Here is a 25,271-nt window from a genome sequence, read left to right on the forward strand (position 1 = left end):
GGGGGCCCCCGCACCTACACACAACCCGCGCGCCTGCCGCGCGCTCAGTCGCGTTCGCCGCCGCCCGCCGCGGTGGCGGCCGGGTCCCGCTCGAAGACCAGCCGCCCGTCCGTCACCTCGACCCGGAGCCGGGTGTGCGGGGCCAGCTCGCCGCCGAGCAGCATCCGGGAGAGCCGGTTGTCCACCTCTCGCTGGATGGTGCGGCGCAGCGGCCGGGCCCCGTACTCGGGCTGGTAGCCGTGCCGGGCCAGCCAGTCGACGGCCTGCGGCGTGAAGTCGATCTCCACGTCCTGGGCGTGGACCCGGCGCCGGGTCTCGTCCAGCAGCATGTCGGTGATCCGCCGCAGCTGCTGGTCGGAGAGCTGCCGGAAGACCACGACCTCGTCGATCCGGTTGAGGAACTCCGGCCGGAAGTGCTCCCGCAGCGGGCGCAGCACCCGTTCGCGGCGGGCCTCCTCGTCGGCCTCGCCACCCGCGGCGCCGCCGGGGGTGAAACCCAGCGCGCCGCGCCCGGTGACCGCCTCCGAACCCAGGTTGCTGGTCATCACGACGACCGTGTTGGTGAAGTCCACCGTGCGGCCCTGGGAGTCCGTCAGCCGCCCGTCGTCGAGAACCTGGAGCAGGATGTTGAACACGTCCGGGTGGGCCTTCTCCACCTCGTCCAGGAGCAGCAGCGAGTACGGGTGGCGGCGCACCGCCTCGGTCAGCTGACCGGCCTCCTCGTGGCCGACGTAGCCGGGGGGAGCGCCGACCAGCCGGCTGACGGTGTGCCGCTCCTGGTACTCGCTCATGTCCAGCCGGACCATCCGGTCGTCCGTGCCGAACAACGCCTCCGCCAGCGCGCGGGCCAGCTCGGTCTTGCCGACGCCGGTGGGGCCCAGGAAGAGGAAGCTGCCGATCGGGCGGTCCGGGCTGGAGAGCCCGGCGCGGGAGCGCAGCACGGCGTCGGCGACGGCGGAGACCGCCTCGTCCTGGCCGACCACCCGGCGGTGCAGATGCTCCTCCAGACCCAGCAGCCGGTCCCGCTCCTCCTGGGTGAGACTGCTGACGGGGATGCCGGTCTGCCGGGAGACGATGTCGGCGATGTCCTCGACGCCGACCTCGGCGATGCGGTCGCCCACCGGCGGTTTCCCGTCCCCCTCCGCCATCTGGCGCTCCACCTCGGACAGCCGGTCGCGCAGCTGCCTGGCCCGCTCGTAGTCCTCGTCGGCCACGGCCTGGTCCTTGTCCCGGCGCAGCTGCTCGGCCTCCCGCTCCAGCGCGCGCAGCCCGGTGCCGCGGGTGGAGGAGCGCAGCCGTACCCGGGCACCGGCCTGGTCCATCAGGTCGATCGCCTTGTCCGGCAGGAAGCGGTCGGTCAGATAGCGGTCGGACAGTTCGACGGCGGCCAGCAGCGCCTCGTCGCTGTAGCGGACCTGGTGGTGCGCCTCGTACCGGTCGCACAGGCCCCGCAGGATCTCCACGGCGTCGGCGGTGGTGGGCTCGGGGACCAGGACGGGCTGGAAACGGCGGGCCAGCGCGGCGTCCTTCTCGATGTGGCGGCGGTGCTCCTCCAGCGTGGTGGCGCCGATGACGTGCAGCTCGCCGCGGGCCAGGGCCGGTTTGAGCATGTTGCTCGCGTCCATCGAGCCGCTCTCGCCGCCACCTCCGGCCCCCACCACCGTGTGCAGCTCGTCGATGAAGACGAGCAGCTCGTCGGAGTTCTCGCGGATCTCGTCGATGACGCCGGTGAGCCGTTCCTCGAAGTCGCCCCGGTAGCGGGTGCCGGCGACCAGGCCGCCGAGGTCGAGCTGCACGACGCGGCGGCCCAGCAGGTTGTCCGGCACGTCGCCGTCGGCGATGCGCTGTGCCAGGCCCTCCACGATGGCGGTCTTGCCGACCCCCGCCTCGCCGATCAGCACGGGGTTGTTCTTGCCCCGCCGGGCCAGGATCTCGACGGTCTGCTCGATCTGCTCGTCCCGGCCGATCACCGGGTCTATGCGGCCCTCGCGGGCCAGCTCGGTCAGATCGCGGCCGTACCTGTCGAGGTTGGGGGTGTTCGTGCCGCCCCGGGCGGTGTGCGGGCCGGGCGCGGGCGGGTGCTCGCCCGGGGGCGGGCCGCCGCTCTGGTAGTTCTCCGGGAGCCCGGAGCGCGCGTCGAAGTGGGCGGCGTTGAGTATCTGCCCCGCGGCGGAGTCCCGGTTGGCGGCCAGCGCCACCAGCATGTGCTCGGGTCCGATGTAGGAGGCGCCCGCGGACCGGGCGACCTGGTGGGCGTCCATCAGGGCCCGCTTCACGGCGGGACTGACGGCGATGGAGTTGCGCGGCGGTCCGTCGCCGGCCCGCCGGTCGATCTCGGCGAGGATCGTGTCGGGGTCGCCGCCGGCGCGGGAGACCATGGCGCGGGTCGGTTCGGTGGTGAGCGCCGCCCGCAGCAGGTGCTCGGTGTTCAGGTCGGTGCTGCCGTGCTTGGCCGCGTAGGAGGCCGCGGCGGTGACGAGCTGCCGGGCGGGCTCGCTCATCAGCCGGACGAAGTCGAAGTACCGGGGGCCGGGCTGCCGCCCACCGGAGGACGGGGCACCCAGGAAGCGTGCGAGGAAGTCTCCGAGCGGATCCCGGCCGTAGTCCTCGGGACCCATGTACCCACTGGTCATCGATGTCCTCCCGGCGGCCCGGACCGGGCCGCTGTCTCGGGTGTGTCCGCAGTGTGTGCCTGCCTGTAACGCGGTCCGGGTTTCCCGCTCCGCGCACCGCGACACGTCACCAAGATGCCTGTTTGTGTGCGTATGGGACCCGGGCGGCCCGTCGCGCGCCGGTCCCGCGGGGGAGCCACCGGGCCGGGGTCTTCGCGGTACGGGCGGCACCGGAGCGGACCGGCAGGTGTGAGGTGGTTCCGAGGGGTTATCCGGAGCGTGTAACCACTCGGCGGAGCCGTGTCCGGGCCCGGGGCGGCGTGTGCCGCCCGCGCGGCCGGAGGCCGCCGGGTGTCCCATCGGTCCGCGGTTGGAAGGGCACGGTGCTCGATGTCGATGCTGCCAGGTCTGCGTATGCCGGTCCCGCCCCTGTTCGGGCTGGTTCCCGACGGGCTGACGACGGGGGCGCGGGAGGCGGTGGGCACCGCGGGCCGGCTGGCCGGGCAGCTCGCGGGCGGTCTCACCGGGTTGCCGCGGCGGGAGGTGTGGTCCCGGCCGGGCCGCTGCTACATCACCGTCCACGGGGTGCACAATCCCGGCGGGGCGCTCCTGGCCCGGCGCGTGGAACGCGCCCTGGAGGGACACCCCCGGGTGCACTGGGCGCGGGTGAACGCCCCTTCGGGACGGGTGGTGGTGGGCCTGGGGACGCCACCGCCGCCCGAGCGCGAACTGGTCGCGCTGGTGGAGCGGGCCGAACGGCAGGTTCCCTGTGAGGAGGCGGAGGGGGAGTGGTGCCAGGAGCCGCACCACCCCTGTGAGGGGCCGCGGACCCGCCAGTCGGTCTCCGCCCTGGTGGCCGACGCGGTGGGGCTGGGGCTGTCCACCGTCAACCGGCTGGCGCCCTGGACGCCGCTGCCGCCGGAGGTGGCGGCGCTCACCTCCGCCGTCACCCGCCACCCGCGGCTGCGGGAGGCGGTCACCAAGGGGCTGCACGGGCCGGAGCAGGCCGAGTCGCTGCTGCCGGTGGTCAGCGCGCTGGCCCAGGGACTGGCCACGCGCGGTGGCGGACTCGCGCTGGACGTCGTACAGCGGCTGGCCCAGTGGCGGGAGGCGGACGCGCACCGCGCGGCCTGGGAGGAGGCCGAGCCGCGGCTGGTGCGCGGTCCCGAGGACGTGGCGACCGATCCCGCCGAGGCGGAGGAACGAGTCGGCCGCGATCCCGGTGACGCCGTCGACCACCACACCGAGCGGTCGATGTCCCTGGGAGCGCTGGCCGGGGCCGCGGCGGTGCCGTTCGCCGGACCGCGGCGCGGACTGGCGGTGGCGCTCGCCGCCGTGCCCAAGGCGCCGGACGCGGGCCGGGAGGGCTTCGCGACCACACTCGGCCGTGCCCTGGCGCTCAAGGGCACCACGGTCATGGACCGGGGGGTACTGCGGCGGCTGGGCCAGCTGGACACGGTCCTGCTGGACGAGGAGGCCCTGAGCGGCAGCCGCCACGAACTGACCGATCTGGTCCCGCTGGAGGGCGCCGATCCCGAGGAGACGGCCCGGCGGCTCTTCGCCCTCTTCGTCCCCGAGCACACCGGGACCGTGCACCGTGCGGACGGCTGGGTCCTGGGGCCGCTGGAGGAACTGGAGCTGAGCGGCCGCAAGGGCGCACAGGCCGCGCGGCGGCTGCGGAAGCAGGGCAGTGAGCGCGTACTGGGCCTGGCCCGGGGACGACGGCTGCTGGCCGTGGCGGGGCTGGCCCGGCAGAAGGCCCCGGGTGCGGACGCGGTGGCCGCCGCCGCCCGCCGCGCGGGGGCGCGGGTGGTCCTCGCCAGCGACCGGCCGGAACCGCTGTTCGGCTTCGCCGACACCGTCGTTCCCGGCGGGGACCGGCTGGCGCGTTCCGTGCGCGCACTGCAGGCGGAGGGCGCGGCGGTGCTGCTGCTGTCGGGCGACCGCCGTGCGCTGGCCGCCGCCGACTGCGGGATCGGGGTGCACCCGGAGGGCGATCCGGCGCCCTGGGGCGCGCACCTGCTGGTGGGCACGGATCTGGAGGCGGCCGGCCTCGTCGTGGACGCGGTGGGGGTGGCCGCCCAGGTGGACCGGGACAGCAGGATCCTGGCCGCGGGCGGCAGCGGGGTCGGCGCGGTCGCCGCCCTCCAGGCGCTCCCGTGGCAGGCCACCGCCCGGGGCGCGGCGGCCGGTACCACCGCCGGGACCGCGGCGTTCGCCCTGGGCACCTGGCGCGCCCGTCAGCTGCTGTCCAGGCCCGTCACCCCGCCGGTGGAGACCACGCCCTGGCACCTGATGCCCGCCGAGCGGGTCCTGGAGCGGCTGGGCAGCACGGAGGAGGGGCTGAGCCGGCCGGAGGCCGAGGAACGCGCCGCCAGGAGCACCACCGCCGAGGAGCCGACGCGGATCAGCCTGCCGGCGGCGTTCGTGGAGGAGCTGGCCAATCCCCTCACCCCGGTGCTCGCGGCGGGTGCCGCCCTGTCGGCGGCCGTGGGCTCGCGCACCGACGCCGCCCTGGTGGCCGGGATCACCGGCCTGTCCGCCCTGGTGGGCGGTGTCCAGCGGGTGCGGACCGACCGGGCGCTGGCGGAGCTGTTCGCCCGTTCCGCGATCGGCGCCCGGGTGCGGCGGGGCGGCACCGAGCGTCTGGTCGCCGCCGGCGACCTGGTGCCGGGGGACGTGGTCGTACTGCGCTCCCAGGAGGTGGTCCCCGCGGACTGCCGGCTGCTGCGGGCCGACGGGCTGGAGGTCGACGAGTCCTCCCTGACGGGCGAGTCGCTGCCGGTGGCCAAGGACCCGGCACCGGTGGTCGCCACCCAGATCGCCGACCGCCGCTCCATGCTCTACGAGGGCACCACCGTCTCGGCGGGCACCGCGGTGGCCGTGGTGGTGGCCACCGGATCGGCCACCGAGGTCGGCCGCAGTCTGGCCACCGCCCGTCAGAAGGCACCCGCCACCGGGGTGGAGTCCCGGCTGCACGAGCTGACGAAGACCAGTCTGCCGCTGGCGCTCGGCTCGGCCGCCGCGGTCGCCGGGGCCGGGCTGCTGCACGGCCGCCCGCTGGCCGACACCCTCGCCTCCGCGGTGAACCTGGCCGTCGCCTCGGTGCCAGAGGGGCTGCCGTTCCTGGTCAGCGCCGCACAGCTGGCCGCCGCCCGGCGGCTGGCCGACCACGGCGCCCTGGTGCGCAACCCCCGCACCATCGAGGCGCTCGGCCGCGCCGACGTGCTGTGCTTCGACAAGACCGGCACCCTCACCGAGGGGGAGCTGCGGCTGGCCAGCGTCAGCGACGGCGCCCGCGACCTGCCGGTGGACAGGCTCGACGGGCGCGCCAAGGACATCCTGGCCGCGGCCCTGCGGGCCACCCCGCCCGCCCGTACCTCCGAGCCCCTGGAGCACCAGACCGACCAGGCCGTGGTGACCGGGGCCCGGCGCGCGAAGGTGGGCGTACGCCAGGGCGCCTCGCAGTGGCGGCGCACCGACTCCCTGCCGTTCGAGTCCTCCCGTGCCTACCACGCCACCGTGGGCCGCACCTCCCGCGGAGCGCTGCTCAGCGTCAAGGGAGCACCCGAGAACGTCCTGGAGCGCTGTTCCCGGTGGCGCGGCGGATCGCGGGAGGACGAGCTGGACGACGCCGCCCGGAAGCGGCTGACCGCCACGGCCGAGGAGCTCGCCGGAGCCGGGCGCCGGGTACTGGCGGTCGCCGAGCGGCGGCTGCGCGAGAACACCGGAAACGCAGCGGACGCCGATCTCACCGACGAGACCGTCACCGGCCTGACCTTCCTCGGCTTCGTCACCCTCGCCGACCCGGTGCGCTCCAGCGCCGCCCCGGCCACCGCGCGGCTGCGCGCGGCCGGTGTGCAGACCGTCATGCTCACCGGCGACCACCCCGCCACCGCCGACGCCATCGCGGCGACCGTCAGCGACGATCCCGACCAGAAGGTGTGCACGGGCGCCGAGATCGACGAGCTGGACGACGACGCGCTGGACGAGCTGCTGCCCACCCTGGACGTCATCGCCCGGTGCAGCCCGCACCACAAGGTCCGCATCGTCCAGGCGTACCAGCGCATCGGCCGGGTGGTGGCGATGACCGGCGACGGCGCCAACGACGCCCCCGCGATCCGGCTGGCGGACGTGGGCATCGCCCTGGGGCGGCGCGGCACCCCCGCCGCGACCGCCGCGGCCGACCTGGTGGTCAGCGACGACCGGCTGGAGACGATCATCGCCGCGCTGCTGGAGGGCCGGGCGATGTGGGGGTCGGTCCGTGACGCGCTGGCCATCCTCGTCGGCGGCAACCTCGGCGAGGTCGCCTTCAGTGTGCTGGCCGCCGCCCTGACCGGCAGCTCGCCCCTGAACGCTCGGCAGATCATGCTCGTCAACCTGCTCACCGACCTCGCCCCGGCCCTGGCCATCGCGGTGCGCGAACCGGCGGTGGAGGACAGCGAGCGGCTGCTGAGCGAGGGACCCGACCGGTCCCTGGGCTCGGGGCTGACCCAGGAGGTGCTGCTGCGCGGCGCCACCACCACGCTGGGGGCGGGACTGGCCTGGGGCGCCGCCCGGCTCACCGGCAGGGGCCGCCGGGCGAGCACGGTGGCCCTGGCGTCGGTGGTCGGCACCCAGCTCGCCCAGACGCTGCTGACCGGCGGACTGGACCGCAACGTGCTGCTCGCCGGGCTCGGTTCGGCCGCCGTCCTGATGGGCGTGATCCAGACACCCGGGGTCAGCCAGTTCTTCGGCTGCACCCCGCTGGGCCCGGTGGCCTGGGGCATCACGCTGAGCTCGATCACCACGGCCACCCTGTTGGGGGCCGCCGCCACCCCGCTGGTGCGCCGGCTGGCGGCGGAGTCGGGGGAGGGCACGGGCCCGGACGCCGCCGCCGCGGAGCGGCCGGACGAGTCGGCGCCGGAGGAGCCGCGGGAGCCGGAGAAGGCCGCCGCCGCGGGGGAGTGACCCCGCCGGAGTCCCACGGGTGCCGTCGTCCGCCCCCGCCGTGCCACGGCGGGGGCGGACGGCTGTGCGGATGAGCGGCACGACGCCGCGGCCCGCGGACGCCGGTGCGTCCGCGGGCCGCGGTGGGATTACCCGAACGGGACGGAAGGGGGTGAGGGAGGAGGAGTCCCGCGCCGGGGCATCCGGTCGTACGGGACCGGGTCAGACCCGGCCGCGCCAGGCACCCGTCTCGGTGCCCCGCTCCTCGATGAACTCCTTGAAGCGCTTCAGGTCGCCCTTGACACGGTGCCGGACCACGCCGAGCTTGTCGCCCACGGTGTCCGCCGCGCCCTCGGGCTCGTGCTCCATCTGGAGCATCACCTTGGTGTGGGTGTCGTCCAGGCGGTGGAAGGTGACCACACCGGCCTGCTTGGCCTCGCCCCCGACCGTCGTCCAGGCCACCCGCTCGTCAGGGATCTGCTCGGTGATGCGGGCATCGAACTCCCGCTCGGCTCCGGCGACCTTCGTCACCCAGTGGGTCAGCGTGTCGGTCTTCTGCTCGACGCGCTCGACACCCTCCATGAACTCCGGGAAGGTCTCGAACTGCGTCCACTGGTCGTACGCGGTGCGCACCGGAACGCGAACCTCGATCGACTCCTCGACGGTGGACATCCGCATCCCTTCTCTCGACTGCGATGACCGCTGTGCGCGGTCCGTTCGTCACTTTCCGCGTACCCGGCGGCAGGGCGGCCATTCGGGCGAAAGGGTGAAAGGGGGCCGGACCGGCGAACCGGACCCGCCCCCTCTCCTCCGGGGTCCCGGGGTCACCGGGAGCGCCGGGTCACGGCAGGGGAGTGCCCCCGGTGGCGTTGACGACCTCGGCGGTGATGTAACTCGCCTCCTGGGAGGCGAGGAAGACGTACGCGGGAGCCATCTCGGCAGGCTGCGCGGGCCGGCCCAGCGGAACGTTCCCGCCGAACTCCGAGGTGTCGGGCAGCGTCGCGGGGATCAGCGGGGTCCACACCGGCCCGGGTGCCACGGCGTTGACGCGGATGCCCCGCTCGGCGAGGTTCTGGGCGAGACCGTGGGTGAAGGTGACGATGGCGCCCTTGGTGGTGGCGTAGTCGAGCAGGTGCGGACTGGCCTTGTAGGCCTGCACCGAGGTGGTGTTGATGATGCTGCCGCCCGCCGGGATGTGCGGCAGGGACAGCTTGCACAGCCAGAACATCCCGTAGAGGTTGGTGCGCAGCGTCCGGTCGAACTGCTCGGTGCTGATGCCCTCGATGCCCTCGGACTGCGCCATCTGGAAGGCCGCGTTGTTCACCAGGACGTCGATGCGGTCGAACTCCGCCACCGCCCGGTCCACCACCCGGCGGCACTCGGACTCCTCGCGGATGTCGCAGAGCAGGGGCACCGCCTTGCGCCCGGCCTCCTCGACCAGCCGGGCCGTCTCGCGGGCGTCCTGCTCCTCCTCGGCGAGATAGGTGAACAGCACGTCGGCGCCCTCCCGGGCGAAGGCGAGGGCCACGGCGCGGCCGATGCCCGAGTCGCCGCCGGTGATGACCGTCTTGCGGTCCGTCAGCCGGCCGCTGCCCCGGTAGGACGACTCGCCGTGGTCGGGCTCCGGGTCCATCCGGTCGGTCAGCCCGGGGTGCGGCTGGTCCTGCTGGGGGAGTTCCGGCCGCGGGTGGAGCCGAGTGGGGTCCTGCTGCTCCTGGTCGCTCATGTCTGCTCTTCTTCTCCCTCTTCCTGTCCTGTCTCCGTCGCCGTTTCCTGCGCCGTGTCCGTGTCCGTGTCCGTCCCGCCGTGCCCCCGGCCGTCCGCAGACGGGCACCCGTCCGGAGCCCCCGGGGGCTCCGGACGGGTGCCGTCCGGGCGCCGGCGGCGCCGTCGCCGGTGTCAGGTGCGGTGGGTGACGTCCTCGACGCCCAGGCCGAGCACCTGGACGATGTCCTGGACGTTCTGGAACTCCTGCCCGGCGGGCAGCCTTCCGGCCAGGTCCACCAGGCGGTCGGGCGCGTTGTTCTGGCGCAGCGTCTCCAGGATGGTGTCGCGGTCGGCCGGGTAGATCTCCTTGCCCAGGTGCCGGGCCAGTTCACTGCGCACCTCGACGTCGTTCTGGTTCATCCCCGGCGGGGTACCGCCGGTGAGCGTGGTGTTGGGGGCCCGGTCCACATCCGGCTGGTCCTCGCCGGAGGGCTGGAGTTCGTGCTCCTCCTCCATACGGGTCGACCGGCCCGCGCGCAGCTCGCCCTCCATCTCCTGCTTGAGCTCGTCGTCCCGGACGGAACCCGTCTTGTTCTTCCCGTGCGTGGCCATGTCGTCCTCCCAAAGGGTCCAGACAGTGCGGGCGGGCGCGTGCCCACGTTCGGCCGTCTTCCCTGGAGCGTCGCTATTACACCGTTTGGTGAGGTTTTGCGATCTACGGGACGGTCACCCCATGTCGCCCTTCCGCTCCGGTGAGACATCGGCGATGTCCCGGCGTCCGACGTTCTCGGCCTGGTCGATGGCGGCGACGTCCGGGTGGTGCAGGTCGAACGCGGGGGACTCGGAGCGGATCTTCGGGAGAGTGACGAAGTTGTGCCGCGGCGGCGGGCAGGAGGTGGCCCACTCCAGCGAGCGGCCGTAGCCCCAGGGATCGTCCACCTCGATCTTCGGCGCGTACTTGGCCGTCTTCCAGACGTTGTACCAGAAGGGCAGCATCGACAGGCCGAGCAGGAAGGACCCGATGGTGGAGACGGTGTTCAGGGCGGTGAAGCCGTCGGCCGCCAGGTAGTCGGCGTACCGGCGCGGCATGCCCTCGGCGCCCAGCCAGTGCTGTACCAGGAAGGTGGTGTGGAAGCCGACGAACAGCGTCCAGAAGGTGATCTTGCCGAGCCGCTCGTCGAGCATCTTCCCGGTGAACTTCGGCCACCAGAAGTGGAAGCCGGCGAACATCGCGAAGACCACCGTGCCGAAGAGCACGTAGTGGAAGTGCGCCACCACGAAGTAGCTGTCGTGCACGTGCCAGTCCAGCGGCGGGGAGGCCAGGATGACACCGGTCAGACCGCCGAACAGGAAGGTGGTCAGGAAGCCGAGCGCCCACAGCATCGGTGTCTCGAAGGACAGCGAGCCCTTCCACATCGTGCCGATCCAGTTGAAGAACTTCACCCCGGTGGGCACCGCGATCAGGAACGACATGAAGGCGAAGAACGGCAGCAGCACCGCTCCGGTGGCGAACATGTGGTGTGCCCACACGGTGATCGACAGGCCCCCGATGGCGATGGTCGCGCCGATCAGGCCGATGTAACCGAAGATCGGCTTGCGGCTGAAGACCGGGACGATCTCGGTGATGATGCCGAAGAACGGCAGCGCGAGAATGTAGACCTCGGGATGGCCGAAGAACCAGAACAGATGCTGGAAGAGGATCGGCCCGCCGTTGGACGGGTCGAAGATGTGCGACTGGAACGTGCGGTCCGACTGCAGCGCCAGCAGCGCGGCGGCCAGCACCGGGAAGGCGAGCAGCACCAGCACGCTGGTCAGCAGCACGTTCCAGGTGAAGATCGGCATCCGGAACATCGTCATGCCGGGCGCGCGCATGCAGATGATCGTGGTGATGAAGTTGACCGCGCCGAGGATCGTGCCGAAACCGGACAGCGCCAGCCCCATGATCACCAGATCGCCGCCCACCTGTGGAGTACGGGTGTCGTCGGACAGCGGTGGATACATCGTCCAGCCGAAGTCGGCGGAGCCGTCGGGGGTGAGGAAGGAGCTGAGCGCGATCAGCGAGCCGAAGAGGTACAGCCAGTAGGCGAGCATGTTCAGCCGCGGGAACGCCACATCGGGCGCACCGATCTGCAGCGGCATGATCCAGTTCGCGAAACCGGCGAACATCGGAGTGGCGAAGATCAGCAGCATGATCAGGCCGTGCATCGTGAACGCCTGGTTGTACTGGTAGTTGCTGAGGATCTGCGTGCCCGGGCGGGCCAGCTCGGCCCGGACCAGCAGGGCCAGCAGCCCGCCGAATGTGAAGAAGACGAACGAGGAGGCGATGTAGAGGGAACCGATCTTCTTGTGGTCGGTGGTGGTCAGCCAGCCGACCACCACCGCGCCCCGGTGCCGCCTGCGCGTTTCCTCCTGCTCAGGCTGCTCTGTCTGTACCGTCATTGACCCGCGTCCTCTCGCCCCACCGGCTCCGGCCGAGGCCGGAGCGTTTCCCCGCCCGGCGCGCGCTTGCCCGTCCGCTCCTGGCGGACGGGCCCGCTGGTGCCTGGTCCCTCGGGGGTTTACGAAACGAATGCCACCTTTGTTGTCTTCCGTCATACGCGTACCGGCCGCCGACGGCAACGGCATCGCCTCCGTGTCCACCGACCGGCGGTATCGCCCCGTCGTGACAGTCCCTCAGGGCCCGCGGCGGGCCGGACCGGCAGTGCGGAGTGCCCCGGAGACGGGGCCCGAAACCCCCGGTTCCCGGCCGGGCATGTCGGACGGCACGTCAGCGGAGCCCTCCGGTGCGGGCGGGACGCGGGGGCCGCCCGGCGCTCTCCCGGCCGTGTGACCGGCCCCGCGGCCGGGACCGTGCCGTCCCGGACCCGGCGGGCGCGAACCAGTGGAGCCAGGCGGCGAACGCCGCGCCGGTCCCCAGCAGAACGCCCAGGACCCAGGTGTTCAGCGCCTCGGGAGAGGGCGCGAGGGTCGCCGCCAGGTCGTAGGCGATGTGCCCGGCGACCAGCGGGACGAGCCGGCCGCGGTGCAGGTACAGGAAGAGTGAGCAGGCCCCCAGCAGGACGAGTGCCACCCCGGGCACCCCCAGGTACAGGTGTCCCGCCACCCGCAGCAGCAGACTGAGCGCGCACAGGGCCCACAGCGGCCGGCCCGCGGCGCGGCCCAGCACGACGACGGCGCCGACCAGCACCATCTCCTCGGCGATGCCGGTGAACAGGACGTTGGCCACCATGTCCGCCGGACCGCGCCAGCCCAGCGCCGAACTCTGCGCCTCGTGCAGCACCGGCAGCCAGGGGGCGGCCGCCGGGAGGCTCATCCGGAGATGGGCCATCCAGACGACCGTGGTGTAGGCGAGGACGAACACGGCCCCGAAGACCAGTACGGCCGTCAGCCGCCCCTGGGGGGTGCGGGCGCCGGAGGGAGCCACCCCCAGCCCCCGCCATCCCGCACCGTGCGAGACGGCCAGTTCCCCGCAGAGCCAGGCCAGCAGGACGGTGGTGGCCACGCCGCCCACCGCGCTCTGCGCCTCACCGGCCCGTATCAGGTCCGCGAACCGGGCGGCGCAGGCGAGCGCGGTCAGGGCGAGCACCGTCCGCAGCTGTCCCTGTCCCTGTCCCTGTCCCTGTCCCCGTCCCCGTCCGCGCCCCCGTTCCGGAGCCTGTCCGGGGCGGCGGGCCGGGCGCGCCCCGGTGCGGTCCGCCACCAGACGCGCCAGCCAGCAGCCGGTGGCCAGCGAGCAGAGCAGCCGGAGCCAGGGGAGCACCGCGCCGGACCAGCCGTCCGCCGGCGCGCCGGCCAGCAGCGCGAAGTCGGCCGCCGACCCCGCCACCGGCACGGCGCAGGTCACCAGGAGCAGCCACCGCAGATCGCGTGCCGCCCGCCGCCGTCCGTCCGGTGGCGGCCGGTCCGGCGGCCCGGCGATCCGGTGGGCGGCTGTGGTGTGTGGCGGGCGGTGAGCCATGGTGGCTGCCCTCTCATACGTCGGCGCATCGGCGTTCCGGTGCTTCGGTGCCTCTTCTTCCGGATAGCCGGTCACACGCCGCCGACACCTCTGACGGCGCTTTCGGCACATGCCGGAACACAACGGGTGACAACGGGCGGCCGCCGTTCCCTGCCCACGGGCCCGGGACCCGGGTGCCGGGTGCCGGGTGCGGTGCTAGGGAACGAGAAGTACCTTGCCCACGGTCGCGCGGGCGGTGAGCGCCTCGTGCGCCCGCGGGGCCTCCTCCAGCGGGAAGCACTGCCCGACGATAGGTCTGAGCCGCCCCACGGCGGCCTCGGCCAGGGCATGGGCCTGGAGCGCGTGGCGCCGTGAGTGGTCGATGACGGGGTTGCCGGCGCCGTAGCCGATGACGGTCAGACCCCGCCCGTAGACCAGGGCACCGGGGATCTCGGTACCGCTGCCCGAGGCGATGCCGTAGACGACGAACCGGCCGCCCGGGGCGAGGGTCTCCACGGCCCGGCGGCCGACCGCGCCGCCCACCGAGTCCCACACCACGTCCACCCCGCGCCCGCCCGCGGCCCGCCGCGCCCGGTCGGCCCAGCCGTCCACGCCGTAGTCCACCGTGGCGTCCGCGCCCAGCTCCTCGGCGAGCGCCAGCTTCTTCCGGCCCCGTGCCGCCCCGATCACCCGCGCCCCGGCGATCTTCGCCAACTGCACCAGCAGACTGCCGACCCCGCCCGCCGCAGCCTCCACCAGGACGGTCTCCCCGGCGCGCACCCGGGCGGCCTCCACCAGGCTCGCCGCGGTGAGTCCCGGGCCCAGCAGGCAGACGGCGTCGCGGAGCGACACGCTCCCGGGCAGCGGGTGCAGCGAGTGGCGGGGCAGGACCGCGCGCTCCGCGTACCCTCCGCCGGAACTCGCCGTCTGGCCGGAGACCCGCGCGCCCACCAGCGCGGGATCCACGCCGGGTCCCACCGCGCGGACCACTCCCGCGACATCCCGGCCGGGCGTGTACGGGCGGGGCACGGCGGCCGACCGCCCCGCCCGCACCAGTGTCTCGACGAACTGGACGCCGGCCGCGGCCACGTCGATCAGCACCTCGCCGTGGCCCGGTACCGGCTCCGGCACCTCCGCCACCCGCAGTACCTCGGGCGGACCGAACTCGGCGACCCGGACAGCGCGCATGCCGTGGACTCCTCCTGCAGCTGCGGCGGCCCCCGGCCGCCGCGGGATCCGTTCCCACAGCGCTCTACGGACCCGGGCCCCGTTTTCCTCACCCGCCGCGGCGGGGAGGCGGGCCGCCGGCGGGCTCTCAGCGGATCCGCAGCCCCAGTGACTCGGCGACGGCGGCGGCCTGTACCGCGTCTATCCGGGCCCCCGTCAGCCGCACGGCCGCCGGGTCCAGGACGGGCAGCTCACTGCCGCGCAGATCGGCACCCTCCAGCCGGGCACCGTGCAGCACCGCCCCGGACAGATCCGTTCCCCGTACGACCGCGTCCTCCAGCCGGGCGCCGGTCAGGTCGGCCCGGCTCATCCCGACATCGCATAAGGACGCCCCGCGCAGATCCGCTCCCGGCAGGCCGACGGACGACCAGTCGCCGCGCACCACCTCCAGCAGGGTGAACGTCGACCGGTGGAACGTACTGCCGCGCAGCGTGCAGTCGGTGAAGCCGACGTCGAAGAAGGCGCACCGGTGGAAGACGCAGTCGGTGAACACCGCACCGGTGTGCCGGGAGCCGTTGAAGCGCACCCCCGTGAAGACGCACCCGTCGAAGACGGCGCCCCGGTTCACCACCTCCGTCCAGTCCGTGCCGGAGAACGTGTGCCCGGTGTGGACGTGCCGGTCCGACAGGACGCGGCCGTACCAGCTCTCCTCCCGGACCGTCCGGTCCGCCGTGGAGCCGGGGAAGGGGCCGGGACACGGGTGGGTGCGGTCGCTTGTCATGTCCCCAATTCAACACCGTGTCACGGATACTGACGTACCGTCATTCCGGAAGACGGACGTCCGGGGAGCCGCCCGGCACGTCCGCCGCCGGCCGCCCGCAGCGGCCGGGTGTCAGAACGCTTCCGGGACGGGCTGTTCGGTCCAGATGGTCTTGCCGGAGGCGGTGTAGCGGCTGCCCCAGCGGTGGGCGAGCTGGGCGACGAGGAACAGGCCGCGGCCGCCCTCGTCGGTGAGGCGGGCGCGGCGCAGGTGGGGCTGGGTCTGGCTGGGGTCGGAGACCTCGCAGATCAGTGTCCTGTCGCGGATCAGGCGCAGTTCGACGGGTGAGCCGGCGTAGCGGACGGCGTTGGTGACCAGCTCGCTGACGATGAGTTCGGTGGTGAAGGTCAGGTCCTCCAGTCCCCAGTCGGTGAGCCGGTCGGTGGCCAGTTGGCGGGCCCGGGCGACGACGGTGGGGTCGGCGGTGAACCGCCAGGCGGCGGTGGCGTCCTCGGGCAGGGCCCGCACCCGGGCCACCAGCAGGGCCACGTCGTCGGCCGGGGGCTCGGTCAGCACGTGGTCCAGTACGGCCCGCCCGATGTCCGCAGGGGAGCCGGGGTTCGACACGGCGGCGTCCATGCCCGTGCGCAGCAGCCTCATCTGGTCCTGCCCGGCGCCCTGGTGATGGGCCACCAGCTCGTTGGTGTAGAAGGCCAGCACACTGCCCGGGACGAGATGCAGTTCGACGGGTTCGAAGGGCATGCCGCTCACGCCCAGGGCCGGACCCGGTTTGAGGTCCACGCAGTGGGTCCGTCCTTCCGCACCGGTCACGACGGGCGGTGGATGTCCGGCGCTGGCCATGACGCACCGGCCGGTGATCGGGTCGTAGACGCAGTACAGGCAGGTCGCGCCGAGGACGCCGCCCCCGTCGCCGTCCATCCGGTCCGGCTGCGGTTCGGTGGCGGAGAGGCGGACGACGAGGTCGTCCAGATGGGTGAGGAGTTCCTCGGGGGAGAGGTCCAGGTCGGCCAGGGTCTGCACGGCGGTGCGCAGCCGGCCCATGGTGGCGGTGGCGGCCAGCCCGTGTCCGGCCACGTCGCCGATGACGAAGGCGACCCGCGCGGAGGACAGCGGGATCACGTCGTACCAGGAGCCGCCGACCCCCGCCGCGGTGCCGGCCGGAATGTAGGTGCCCGCCGACTCGGCCGCGCTGAGGTCCGCGCCCTCCGGGGGGAGCAGGCTGCGCTGGAGGCTCTCGACGGTGCGCAGCTCGGCGGTGTAGCGCCGGGCGTTCTCCAGGCTCAGCGCGGCCCGGGAGGCGATCTCCTCGACCAGCGGCACGTCGCCCTCGGCGAAGGGGAGGCGGTCGCCGGTGCGCCACAGCCCCAGGACGCCCAGTACATGGCCCCGGGCCCACAGCGGGACGATCAGCGCCGAGGACGCCGTCTCCGGGAACGCCAGCCGGCGCCAGCTCTCGTCGATGCCGACGATCCGCTCCGCCCGGCGCAGGTCGGGCAGGAGGATGGACCCCGTCCCGGGCATCAGCCTGTCCTCGGTCTCCCGGGCGGTGAACACGTGCCCGCGCGGGTACATCCCGGCCGGCCAGACACCGTCGGCCGAGGCCACCGCGGTCCGGCGCTGCCGGACCCCGGTGGCGAAGAGCTTCGGTTCCTGCCCCTGGAACATCGCCTCGACCAGGTCCACGGACGCCAGGTCGGCGAAGCCCGGCACGAGGATCCGCACCAGTTCCTCGGCGTTGCGGGTGAGGTCCAGCGTCTGGCCCAGCCGGGTGGCGGCGGCGTGCAGGAGCGCCAGCCGCCGCCGGGCGGCGAACTGCTCGGTGACGTCGGTGTAGACCACGGCGACCCCGATGACCCGGTCCCGGGAGTCCTGGAGCCGGAAGGCGGACAGGGACAGCACGCGCTCCCGCTCGGGGAAGTGCAGCCGCCGTGCCGAGTGCTCCCAGTCGATCAGCGGCTCGCCGGTGTCCAGCACCAGCCGCAGCCGTTCCCGGACCGCCGCGGCGTCCTCCGGGACCAGGGCCTCCTCCAGCGTCACGCGCGGCGGCCGGTCCCCGGGGACGGCCCCGGGGACGCCGAAGCACTCGGGGCTGAGGTTGGTGCGGACCGCCACCAGATCGGTGCCGTGGATGCTCAGTCCGATGCGGGACTGGTTGAACAGGGCACGGATCAGCGCCCGGTCCTCGGTCCAGCGCTGTCCGACGGCCGAGGGGGTGGCGCAGAGCAGGAACCGCGCCTCGGGACCGTCGGACAGCGGCAGCACCTCGGCGTCCACCTGGACCGGTGTGCCGTTCCGGTGGCGCAGGACGGTGCGGACCGTCCACGGCCCCGCGGGGGCGCCGCCGGGCGGTCTGCTCCACGGCGCCGGACCGACGACGAGGTCCGCGGCGGGCCGGCCGCGGACCTCGTCGTCGGAGTAGCCGGTCAGGTCAAGTACGGTGCCCGTGCACTGCAGCACGGTCCCCTCTCCGTCCAGCACGAACGCGACCGCACCGCCGGGCGAGGGCGCCGCGTCGGAGGGGTGCCTGGTCGGATTCACTCGGTTGCCTCGATCCGGGAAGTGCAACGCTGTTCCCGGCCATTCAACCCCGACCGGAGCCCGTACGCATGGCGGCGCCGGGGGCGTGCCGGGGTCGTACCGGAGAAGGAGCGTGTACCCCCCTCACCGGGCGGAAACCATGCGAGGGCTCCGGCGGGGCGTTCGGGGTGCTCCGGGGAGAAGTCATGCGACCACCCACAGGCCGAGCGCGATCAGGAACACCGACAGACCGAGGGTCGTCTCCATCACCGTCCAGGTCTTCAGGGTCGTCTTGACGTCCATCCCGAAGAAGCGGCTCACCAGCCAGAAACCCGAGTCGTTCACATGGGACAGCACGGTGGCTCCCGCCGCGATGGCCATCACCAGCAGGGTGAGCTGGAAATCGCCCAGACCGGCCTCCGCCGCCGAGCCGGCGAGCAGTCCGGAGGCGGTGGTCAGGGCGACCGTGGCCGAGCCCTGGGCGACGCGCAGCAGGGTGGCGATCACGAACGCCTGGACGATCAGTGACATGCCCAGACCGGACAGGGAGTCGCTGAGGGCGGTGCCGATCCCGGAGAGTTCCAGCACACCGCCGAACATGCCGCCCGCGCCGGTGATCAGGATGATGGAGCAGATCGGCCCCAGGGCGCCGTCGACGATGTCGCTGACCCGGCCCATCGAGGTACGGGGCCGCCCCAGCACCAGGATGGCGACGACCACGGTGATCAGCAGGGCCACCGGGGTGAAGCCCAGCAGGCTCAGGAACTCGGCCCAGTCCTCGCCCTCGTCGATGGCGCCGGCGGTGACGAGCGTGCTCAGGACGGTGTCGAAGGAGATCAGGACCAGCGGCACCAGCAGCAGCCCCAGGACCGTGCCGAAGGCGGGGGGCCGTTCGCCGAGCCGTTCGCCGGTCTCGATCGCGCGGGCCGCTCCGCTCCGCTCGTTCGCCCCGCCGTCACCGTCACCGTCTCCGGTGCCGCCTTCCGCGCGGTCGCCGTCACCGCCGTCACCGCCGCCCTCCCGGTCCCCGGCGGCGCGGCCGCGGTCGTCCCGCACCTCACCGAAGACCACGTCGGGCAGGGACACCTGGATACGGGCGCCGAGGAAGCGGGAGACCAGCAGGACACCGACGTACCACGCCACCACCGCGACGGGGATGCCGACCAGCAGGGTGAGCCCGATGTCCGCGCCGAGCACCTCGGCGGCGGCGACCGGTCCCGGGTGGGGCGGGACGATGGCGTGCATGGCCGCGAAGGCACCGGCCGCGGGCAGGGCGTAGAGCAGCAGGGAGCCGCCGAAGCGCCGGGCCACGGTCAGGATGATGGGCAGGAACACCACCAGGCCGGCGTCGAAGAAGATCGGGAAGCCGAAGATGAGCGCGGCCACCCCGAGGGCCAGGGGCGCGCGGCGCTCCCCGAACCGGCCGATCAGGGTGTCGGCCAGGACCTGGGCGCCGCCGGTGATCTCCAGCAGGCGGCCGAGCATCACGCCGAACGCCACCAGCAGGGCGACCGATCCGATGGTGTCGGCGAAACCGAACATCAGCACGTCGGGGATGTCGGCCAGCGGGAAGCCGACCACGAGCGCGGTCACCGCGCTCACCAGCACCAGCGACACGAAGGCGTGCAGTTTCACCTTGATGATCAGGAACAGCAGCAGGGCCACGGCACCTGCCGCGATCAGCAGCAGTACGGCCGTGCCGTACGCGGGATCGATTGCTTCCACGAATCAACCTCCATGTCCGAGTGTGGTTCCTGTACCCGGAATCGGCGAGAAATCCGGCCGGAAGGCCGGCGACGGTCAGCGGTGACGGCCACCCTGCACCGGCCGTATTCCCCATTACAAGGGCGGTGAGGGAAACGCGGTGTCCGGCGCGCGGCCGGCGGCTCCCGCCGCGTCGCCGTCCGCCGGATGCCGGGATGCCGGGAAGCGGCAGGTGGGCACCGGTTCCGCGGTGGGAGCGGCCGGTCCGGACACGGGGCCGGCGGAGGGCGGCCGGGGAAATTCCTCCGCCGCCGGCTCATCTCGCCCGGGGAACGGGCCGGAAAATCCGAACCGCCGGACGACCCGTGATTCCGGGAGCGGAATCGAATACCGCGGGTGGCCGGGGACCGGGTGACCTGCCCGTGACCGCCGGGGGGGAGTGGGAGGGAATCGTCTCCTTTCCGGGGGAATTTCCCCTCCCTGTTTCGGGGGCGGCGGTGCGTCCCCCGCCCGCGCCCGGCCCGTCCGGTCGGTGCGTCCTTCCCGGAGATCCTTCCTGGAAGCGCTCCCATGGAGAGAGGGGTGAGCCTCGCGGGACGGATCTCCGGCTGCGAACGTCTCCCGGCGCGGTCAGACGCCTGTGCGGCGGGACGTCTGGTGTTCATCTACCGGTCGGTTCCTCTTGACGACGCATCCAGTGCGGCTACTCTCTATGGGAGCGCTCCCATTATGTGTTCCAGATCACACACTCCGGATCGGTGGTCGGTGGCCGACGGTCGGCGTCCACTGCGGCCCCGCACCACTGATCCGGCGGGCGTGCCCCCGGGCCTCCCGGTCGCCGCCCCGGCTCCTCGCATGACATGGACACCCCCACTGTCCACGTCGGCGGACGAAGGGCCGGGGCGGGGCCCGGAGGCGCGTTGTGTCGCCCTGTGGCGACGGTCAGTGACCCCCACCGAGGAGTACGCATGCTCCGCAAGATCCTCCCCCGGGCGAGTCGGGTGCTCGCGCTGGCGGCAGCCACGACGGCGGCCGCCGCCACGGCGATGCTGTTACCGGGGACCGCCGCGCAGGCGGCCGACTCGCCGTACTACGTCAACCCCGACACACAGGCCGCCCGCTGGGCGCTGGCCAACCCCAGCGACTCACGGGCCGACACGATCCGTGACCGGATCGCCGCCGTGCCCCAGGGCCAGTGGTTCACCACGACCAACACCGGTGAGGTCCGTGCCGAGGTGAACGCGCTCGTCACGGCCGCCGCCCAGGCGGGCAAGGTCCCGATCCTGGTGGTCTACAACATGCCCAACCGCGACTGCGGCGGTGCCAGCAGCGGCGGCGCGCCCAGCCATTCCGCGTACCGGCAGTGGATCGACGAGCTCGCCGCCGGACTGGAGGGCCGTCCGGCGGCCGTCGTCGTCGAGCCTGACGTGCTGGCGCTGATGTCCAACTGCCAGAGCCCCGACCAGCAGGCCCAGACCCAGGAGTCGATGGCCTACGCGGGCCGGGCCCTCAAGGCCGCCTCCGCCGAGGCGAAGGTGTACTTCGACGCCGCGCACTCGCGCTGGCTCCAGCCGGCCGAGATGGCCTCCCGGCTGGTCGCGTCGGGCATCACCGACAGCGCCGACGGCATCTCCACCAACGTCTCCAACTACAACCGCACCCAGGACGAGGTGGCCTACGCCAAGGCGGTCCTGGACGCGATCGGCTCCCCGGAGCTGAACGCGGTGGTCGACACCAGCCGCAACGGCAACGGTCCCGCCTTCGACGGGGAGTGGTGCGACCCGCCCGGCCGGGCGATCGGCACCCCCACCACCGACCAGACCGGTGACGACCGGATCGACGCCTTCCTGTGGGTCAAGCTCCCCGGCGAGGCGGACGGCTGCGCGGGACCGGCCGGGCAGTTCCTGCCGCAGCTCGCCTACGACATGGCGACGGCGGCGGCCCCCGGGGTGAACGCCCCGTGAACAGCGGCACAGGACTCCAGGCAACCGCAGAGAGGGGACACCTCATGGGAACGGCTGACAGGTACAAGGACCAGGTGCTCGGCGTCTATCGCATGGTGGTGGGGCTGCTGTTCGCCTGCCACGGTGCCGCGACGCTGTTCAACGTGCTCGGCGGCCCGCACGGCGGGAAGGTCCCCGAGGTCGGCCAGTGGCCCAGCTGGTGGGCGGCGGCCATCCAGCTCGTCGGCGGCGTGCTGGTGATGCTCGGCCTCGGCACCCGGGCCTCCGCGGTGATCTGCTCCGGTTCGATGGCGTACGCCTACTTCGTCAAGCACCAGTCGGAGGCGCTCTTCCCCATCCAGAACGGCGGGGAGGCGGCCGCGATGTTCTGCTGGGCCTTCCTCCTGATCGCCTTCGTCGGCCCCGGCGCCTGGGCGCTGGGCTCGCTGTTCGCGCGCACGCCGCAGAACGCGGCCCGCGGTGAGGAGATCAGGGCCACCGCGGTCTGAGGGACCGGGATGGCAGTCGGTGCCGGGCCGGCGGGTGCGGGGCGGAAGCCTGTCCCGCCGGTCCGGCCCGGTACCGCGGGACGGGAGGGGTCAGACGCCCGAGGGCTGTACCGGGGCGGGCTCGGCGTGGGCCAGGTTCTCCGGCAGCCGCGGCCCCTGGCGCAGCGGTACGAGTTCCGACTGCAGCACCATGGCCGCGCCGCCGATCGCGGGAGCGGTGGCGGCCGACCGGGAGAGCTGGACGGTGACCGGGTGCGCCGCGCGCGAGAAGAAGGCGCGGTCGAGCTCCTCCTGTACCACGGGCAGGTACACCGAGCCCGCGATCGCCAGGCTGGGGCCGGTGAGGACCAGCAGTTCGAGGTCCATGACGTTGGCGAGCGTGCGCGCGGCCACCGCGAGACAGCGCGCCGAACGCTCCAGCAGGGCGCGCGCCCCCGGTTCGCCGCGCCGCGCGGCCCGGGTGACCGCCGCGAAGTCCGCGATCACGGACGGTGGGCGGCCGGTGCGGAGGTCGTCGGCCAGCCCGGCCGCGCGGGCGAGTGCCGCGTCGGCGCGGGCGGCGGCCACGACCGCGGCGGGACCGGCCAGTGCCTCGACACAGCCGCGGGCCCCGCACCAGCACTCGGGACCCTCCACATCCAGACAGCTGTGGCCGATCTCGCCCGCGTTCCCGCTGGCACCTCGGTAGGTGATGCCGTTGATCAGCAGCCCGGAGCCGATCCCGGTCCCCATGTACAGGGCCGCGAGGGCCGAGGTGCCGCCGGCCCCGCCGGACCAGTGCTCGCCCAGGGCCGCGGCCGTGGCGTCGTTGTCGGAGATCACCGGCAGCCCGGTGGCCTCCTGCAGGGCGCGGTCGAGCGGGAAGTCCTCCCAGTGCCGCATCAGGGGCGGGGTCAGCCGCATCCCGCTGGTGGGGGAGAGGGGGCCGGGAGAGACCAGGCCCAGGCCGAGCACCCGCTCGCGCCGGACGCCGACGCCGTCGATGAGCGCGTCCACCTCGCTCGCCATGCGTGCGACAACCGCGGGGGGATCCTCGGCCCCGGCGCCCGCCCTGGTCATCCGGGCCAGCACCGAACCACCGAGATTGGTCAGGACATAGGTGAGTCCGGCGTGATCGAGGTGGACTCCGACCGCGTACCGGGACGACTGGTTGAGCTGGAGCAGCACCCGGCGCTTTCCGCCGGTGGACTCCGCGCGCCCCGTCTCCACCACGAGACCGTCGTCGATGAGGCGGCGCACCACGGTCGAGATCGTCGCCCCGGTGAACCCGGTCGCGTTGACGAGGCCGACCCGGCTGATGGTGCCCGCCGCGCGGATCACGTCGAGCACGGCCGCTCTGCTGTTCACGTGAGCCGTGGCCCGTGCCGCTCCGCTCACTGGTCCCTCCGCCCGTGCCCCGCCGGGGCGTCCGCACCGTCGCCGCGGTCCGTGCCGCGCCCACCAGGGATTCAGTCTATTCGGCCGCCGAAGCCGGGTGAGTTCCCGCCGCCGCACCGGTCGCGGCGCCCGGCCGCCGTGCGGTGGCAGAGCCCCGGGACGGGGCCGGCCGTCCGCCCCGTCCTCCACCGGGCTTCCGCGCGGATCCGGGCTGCCGCTTTCCCGGGGCGCGGACTCCTGCCGTGGTCGCGGTGACGGGACCGGCAGAGGTATTGACTTCCTTTCTTCGGTTACTTAACAATCGCCCCACATCAGCGATCCCGCCCGCCGGGAGGCGGACGAACGGCACACCGACGTGTCCCTCCAGCCACGAGAGGACCCCTCCATCATGTTCCTGCAAGCAAGACGCCGCCGCGCGCGTGCGGCCGCGTCCGGGGCGGCCGTGATCGCGCTGTTAGCCACGGCCTGTTCGGGGTCGGACGGCGGCAGCGGCGCCCAGGACGAGACCCTGGTGGTCTTCTCGGGGCAGGCGGGCGACTACCAGCGCAACTTCAACCCGTTCTCGCCGACCATGAACGAGGGGCCGGGCACGATCTTCGAGTCGCTCTTCTACTTCAACCAGGTGCGCGACGAGCCCGCCAAGCCGCTGCTGGGCACCGAGTACTCCTGGAACGACGACGGCACCGAGCTGTCGGTCACCCTGCGGGACGACGTCACCTGGTCGGACGGCGAGAAGTTCACCGCGGACGACGTGGTGTTCACACTGGACATGATCTCCCGGCACAGGACGCTCAACAGCACCGGCTACGAGGGCAGGGCCGAGGCGGTCGACGACACCCACGTCAGGATCACCTTCCCCGAGCCGGCCTACATGGAGGGCCCGCAGGTCCTCGGTGAGATCTCCATCGTCCCGGAGCACCTCTGGAAGGACATCGAGGATCCGGCCAAGGACACCGTCCCGGACCCGGTGGGCACCGGTCCCTTCACACTGGAGGAGTTCAAGCCGCAGGCCTTCACGCTCCTGGCCAACCCCGAGTACTGGGACGGGGAGCCGGAGCTCAAGCAGGTCCGCTACGTCTCCCTCTCCGGCAACCAGGCCGGTGCGAACGCGCTGGCGGCCGGGAAGATCGACTGGCAGACCGGCCCGGTCCCGGACATCAAGAACGTCGAGAAGAACTACCCCGGTTACCGGGTCATCACCGTCCCGCTGAACCAGAACGTCCTGATCACCTGCTCCGACGCCGAACTGGGCTGCGAGGGACCGCAGACCGACCCGGCGGTGCGCCGGGCGATCTACTACGGCATGGACCGCGCCCAGCTCAACTCGCTGGCCTACCAGGACACCTTCAGCCAGATCTCACCCGGCTTCGCCTCGGTGGACAGCGCCAAGGAGCTCATCTCCGGCAAGCTCCGGGACACCCTGGCACCGATGGAACCCGACACCGCCGAGGCGGCGCGGATCCTCGAGGACGCCGGCTACACCAAGGGCTCCGACGGCATCTACGCCAAGGACGGCCGGAAGCTGTCCATGACCGTCCACGTGGTCTCCGGCTGGACCGACTACATCACCGCGGTCGGCACCCTGGCCGAGCAGCTGAAGAAGATCGGCATCGAGCTGACGGCCCAGCAGTCCTCCTGGAACGAGTGGTCCGAGGCCCGCGGCCAGGGTGAGTACCAGCTGCTGATCGACGCGCTGTACCCGGGCCCGACGCCCGACCCCTTCTACATCTACAGCTACTTCTTCAGTACCGAGACGACCGCGAAGGTCGGCGAGACGGCCAACCCCAACTTCGCCCGGTACAGCGACGAGGACGTGGACAAGGCGCTGCGGGCCCTCAAGGGGATCGCCCCCGAGGAGACCGAGCGACGGCAGAGGCACTACGACACGATCCAGACCCGGATCGAGGAGGACATGCCCTACATCCCGATCCTCACGGCCGGTGTGCCCAGCGAGTACCACGCCGCCAAGTTCGAGGGCTGGCCGACGGAGTACAACCTCTACGCCGTTCCCGCGGTCTGGAGCCGTCCCGACCAGGCGCAGATCTTCAAGGCGCTGAAGCCGGCGGGCTGACGGCCCGGCGGGACGGC

General features: G+C 73.1%; 15 protein-coding genes. 4 read left to right on the plus strand and 11 right to left on the minus strand.

All coding sequences use genetic code 11. From position 1 onward, the window contains the following. Nucleotides 1-44: 44 nt before the first annotated feature. Complete coding sequence (locus V1L54_RS17505) at nt 45-2,633, minus strand: ATP-dependent Clp protease ATP-binding subunit (protein ID WP_330118964.1); 2,589 nt, start codon at nt 2,631-2,633, stop codon at nt 45-47. Nucleotides 2,634-3,026: 393 nt separating this feature from the next. On the opposite strand from V1L54_RS17505, the gene V1L54_RS17510 reads away from it, so the two are divergent. Then, nucleotides 3,027-7,562, plus strand: a complete 4,536-nt coding sequence (locus V1L54_RS17510) for a cation-translocating P-type ATPase (RefSeq protein WP_330118965.1) — start codon at nt 3,027-3,029, stop codon at nt 7,560-7,562. Between the two features lie 201 nt (nt 7,563-7,763). Here V1L54_RS17510 and V1L54_RS17515 read toward each other — a convergent pair whose 3' ends face one another. The 9 genes from V1L54_RS17515 to V1L54_RS17555 form a co-directional block, all read right to left on the minus strand. Next, a complete protein-coding gene (locus V1L54_RS17515; protein ID WP_330118966.1) occupies nt 7,764-8,213 on the minus strand; it encodes an SRPBCC family protein in 450 nt (149 codons plus the stop codon). 169 nt (nt 8,214-8,382) lie between these two features. After that, nucleotides 8,383-9,267: an SDR family oxidoreductase gene (locus tag V1L54_RS17520; protein WP_330118967.1), complete on the minus strand. Its 885-nt coding sequence runs from the start codon at nt 9,265-9,267 to the stop codon at nt 8,383-8,385. A gap of 173 nt (nt 9,268-9,440) precedes the next feature. Further along, nucleotides 9,441-9,860: a DUF2795 domain-containing protein gene (locus V1L54_RS17525; protein WP_330118968.1), complete on the minus strand. Its 420-nt coding sequence runs from the start codon at nt 9,858-9,860 to the stop codon at nt 9,441-9,443. Between the two features lie 114 nt (nt 9,861-9,974). After that, nucleotides 9,975-11,687: an aa3-type cytochrome oxidase subunit I gene (ctaD, locus tag V1L54_RS17530; protein ID WP_330118969.1), complete on the minus strand. Its 1,713-nt coding sequence runs from the start codon at nt 11,685-11,687 to the stop codon at nt 9,975-9,977. Between the two features lie 328 nt (nt 11,688-12,015). Next, nucleotides 12,016-13,206, minus strand: coding sequence for a CPBP family glutamic-type intramembrane protease (locus tag V1L54_RS17535; RefSeq protein WP_330118970.1), 1,191 nt, complete (start codon nt 13,204-13,206; stop codon nt 12,016-12,018). Nucleotides 13,207-13,401: 195 nt separating this feature from the next. Then, nucleotides 13,402-14,373 (minus strand): zinc-binding dehydrogenase, encoded by a 972-nt coding sequence (locus V1L54_RS17540; protein WP_330118971.1) that lies wholly within the window; start codon nt 14,371-14,373, stop codon nt 13,402-13,404. 127 nt (nt 14,374-14,500) lie between these two features. After that, entirely contained in the window at nt 14,501-15,133 is a 633-nt protein-coding gene (locus tag V1L54_RS17545; protein WP_330118972.1) for a pentapeptide repeat-containing protein, read from the minus strand. A gap of 111 nt (nt 15,134-15,244) precedes the next feature. Beyond that, nucleotides 15,245-17,671, minus strand: a complete 2,427-nt coding sequence (locus V1L54_RS17550) for an ATP-binding SpoIIE family protein phosphatase (RefSeq protein ID WP_330118973.1) — start codon at nt 17,669-17,671, stop codon at nt 15,245-15,247. Nucleotides 17,672-17,854: 183 nt separating this feature from the next. After that, nucleotides 17,855-19,375 (minus strand): GntP family permease, encoded by a 1,521-nt coding sequence (locus tag V1L54_RS17555; protein ID WP_330118974.1) that lies wholly within the window; start codon nt 19,373-19,375, stop codon nt 17,855-17,857. Nucleotides 19,376-20,322: 947 nt separating this feature from the next. Between V1L54_RS17555 and V1L54_RS17560 the strand changes: the two genes are divergently transcribed. Both V1L54_RS17560 and V1L54_RS17565 read left to right on the plus strand, forming a co-directional pair. Beyond that, the gene (locus V1L54_RS17560; RefSeq protein WP_330118975.1) at nt 20,323-21,318 is read left to right on the plus strand and encodes a glycoside hydrolase family 6 protein; all 996 of its coding nucleotides are present in this window, start codon (nt 20,323-20,325) and stop codon (nt 21,316-21,318) included. A gap of 44 nt (nt 21,319-21,362) precedes the next feature. Then, the gene (locus V1L54_RS17565; protein ID WP_330118976.1) at nt 21,363-21,806 is read left to right on the plus strand and encodes a DoxX family protein; all 444 of its coding nucleotides are present in this window, start codon (nt 21,363-21,365) and stop codon (nt 21,804-21,806) included. A gap of 90 nt (nt 21,807-21,896) precedes the next feature. Here V1L54_RS17565 and V1L54_RS17570 read toward each other — a convergent pair whose 3' ends face one another. Then, nucleotides 21,897-23,153, minus strand: coding sequence for an ROK family transcriptional regulator (locus V1L54_RS17570; protein WP_330118977.1), 1,257 nt, complete (start codon nt 23,151-23,153; stop codon nt 21,897-21,899). Nucleotides 23,154-23,571: 418 nt separating this feature from the next. On the opposite strand from V1L54_RS17570, the gene V1L54_RS17575 reads away from it, so the two are divergent. Next, complete coding sequence (locus V1L54_RS17575; RefSeq protein ID WP_330118978.1) at nt 23,572-25,254, plus strand: ABC transporter substrate-binding protein; 1,683 nt, start codon at nt 23,572-23,574, stop codon at nt 25,252-25,254. Nucleotides 25,255-25,271 lie beyond the last annotated feature (17 nt).

Origin of the sequence: Streptomyces rubellus, from assembly GCF_036323805.1 — a bacterium.
Lineage (GTDB): Bacteria > Actinomycetota > Actinomycetes > Streptomycetales > Streptomycetaceae > Streptomyces.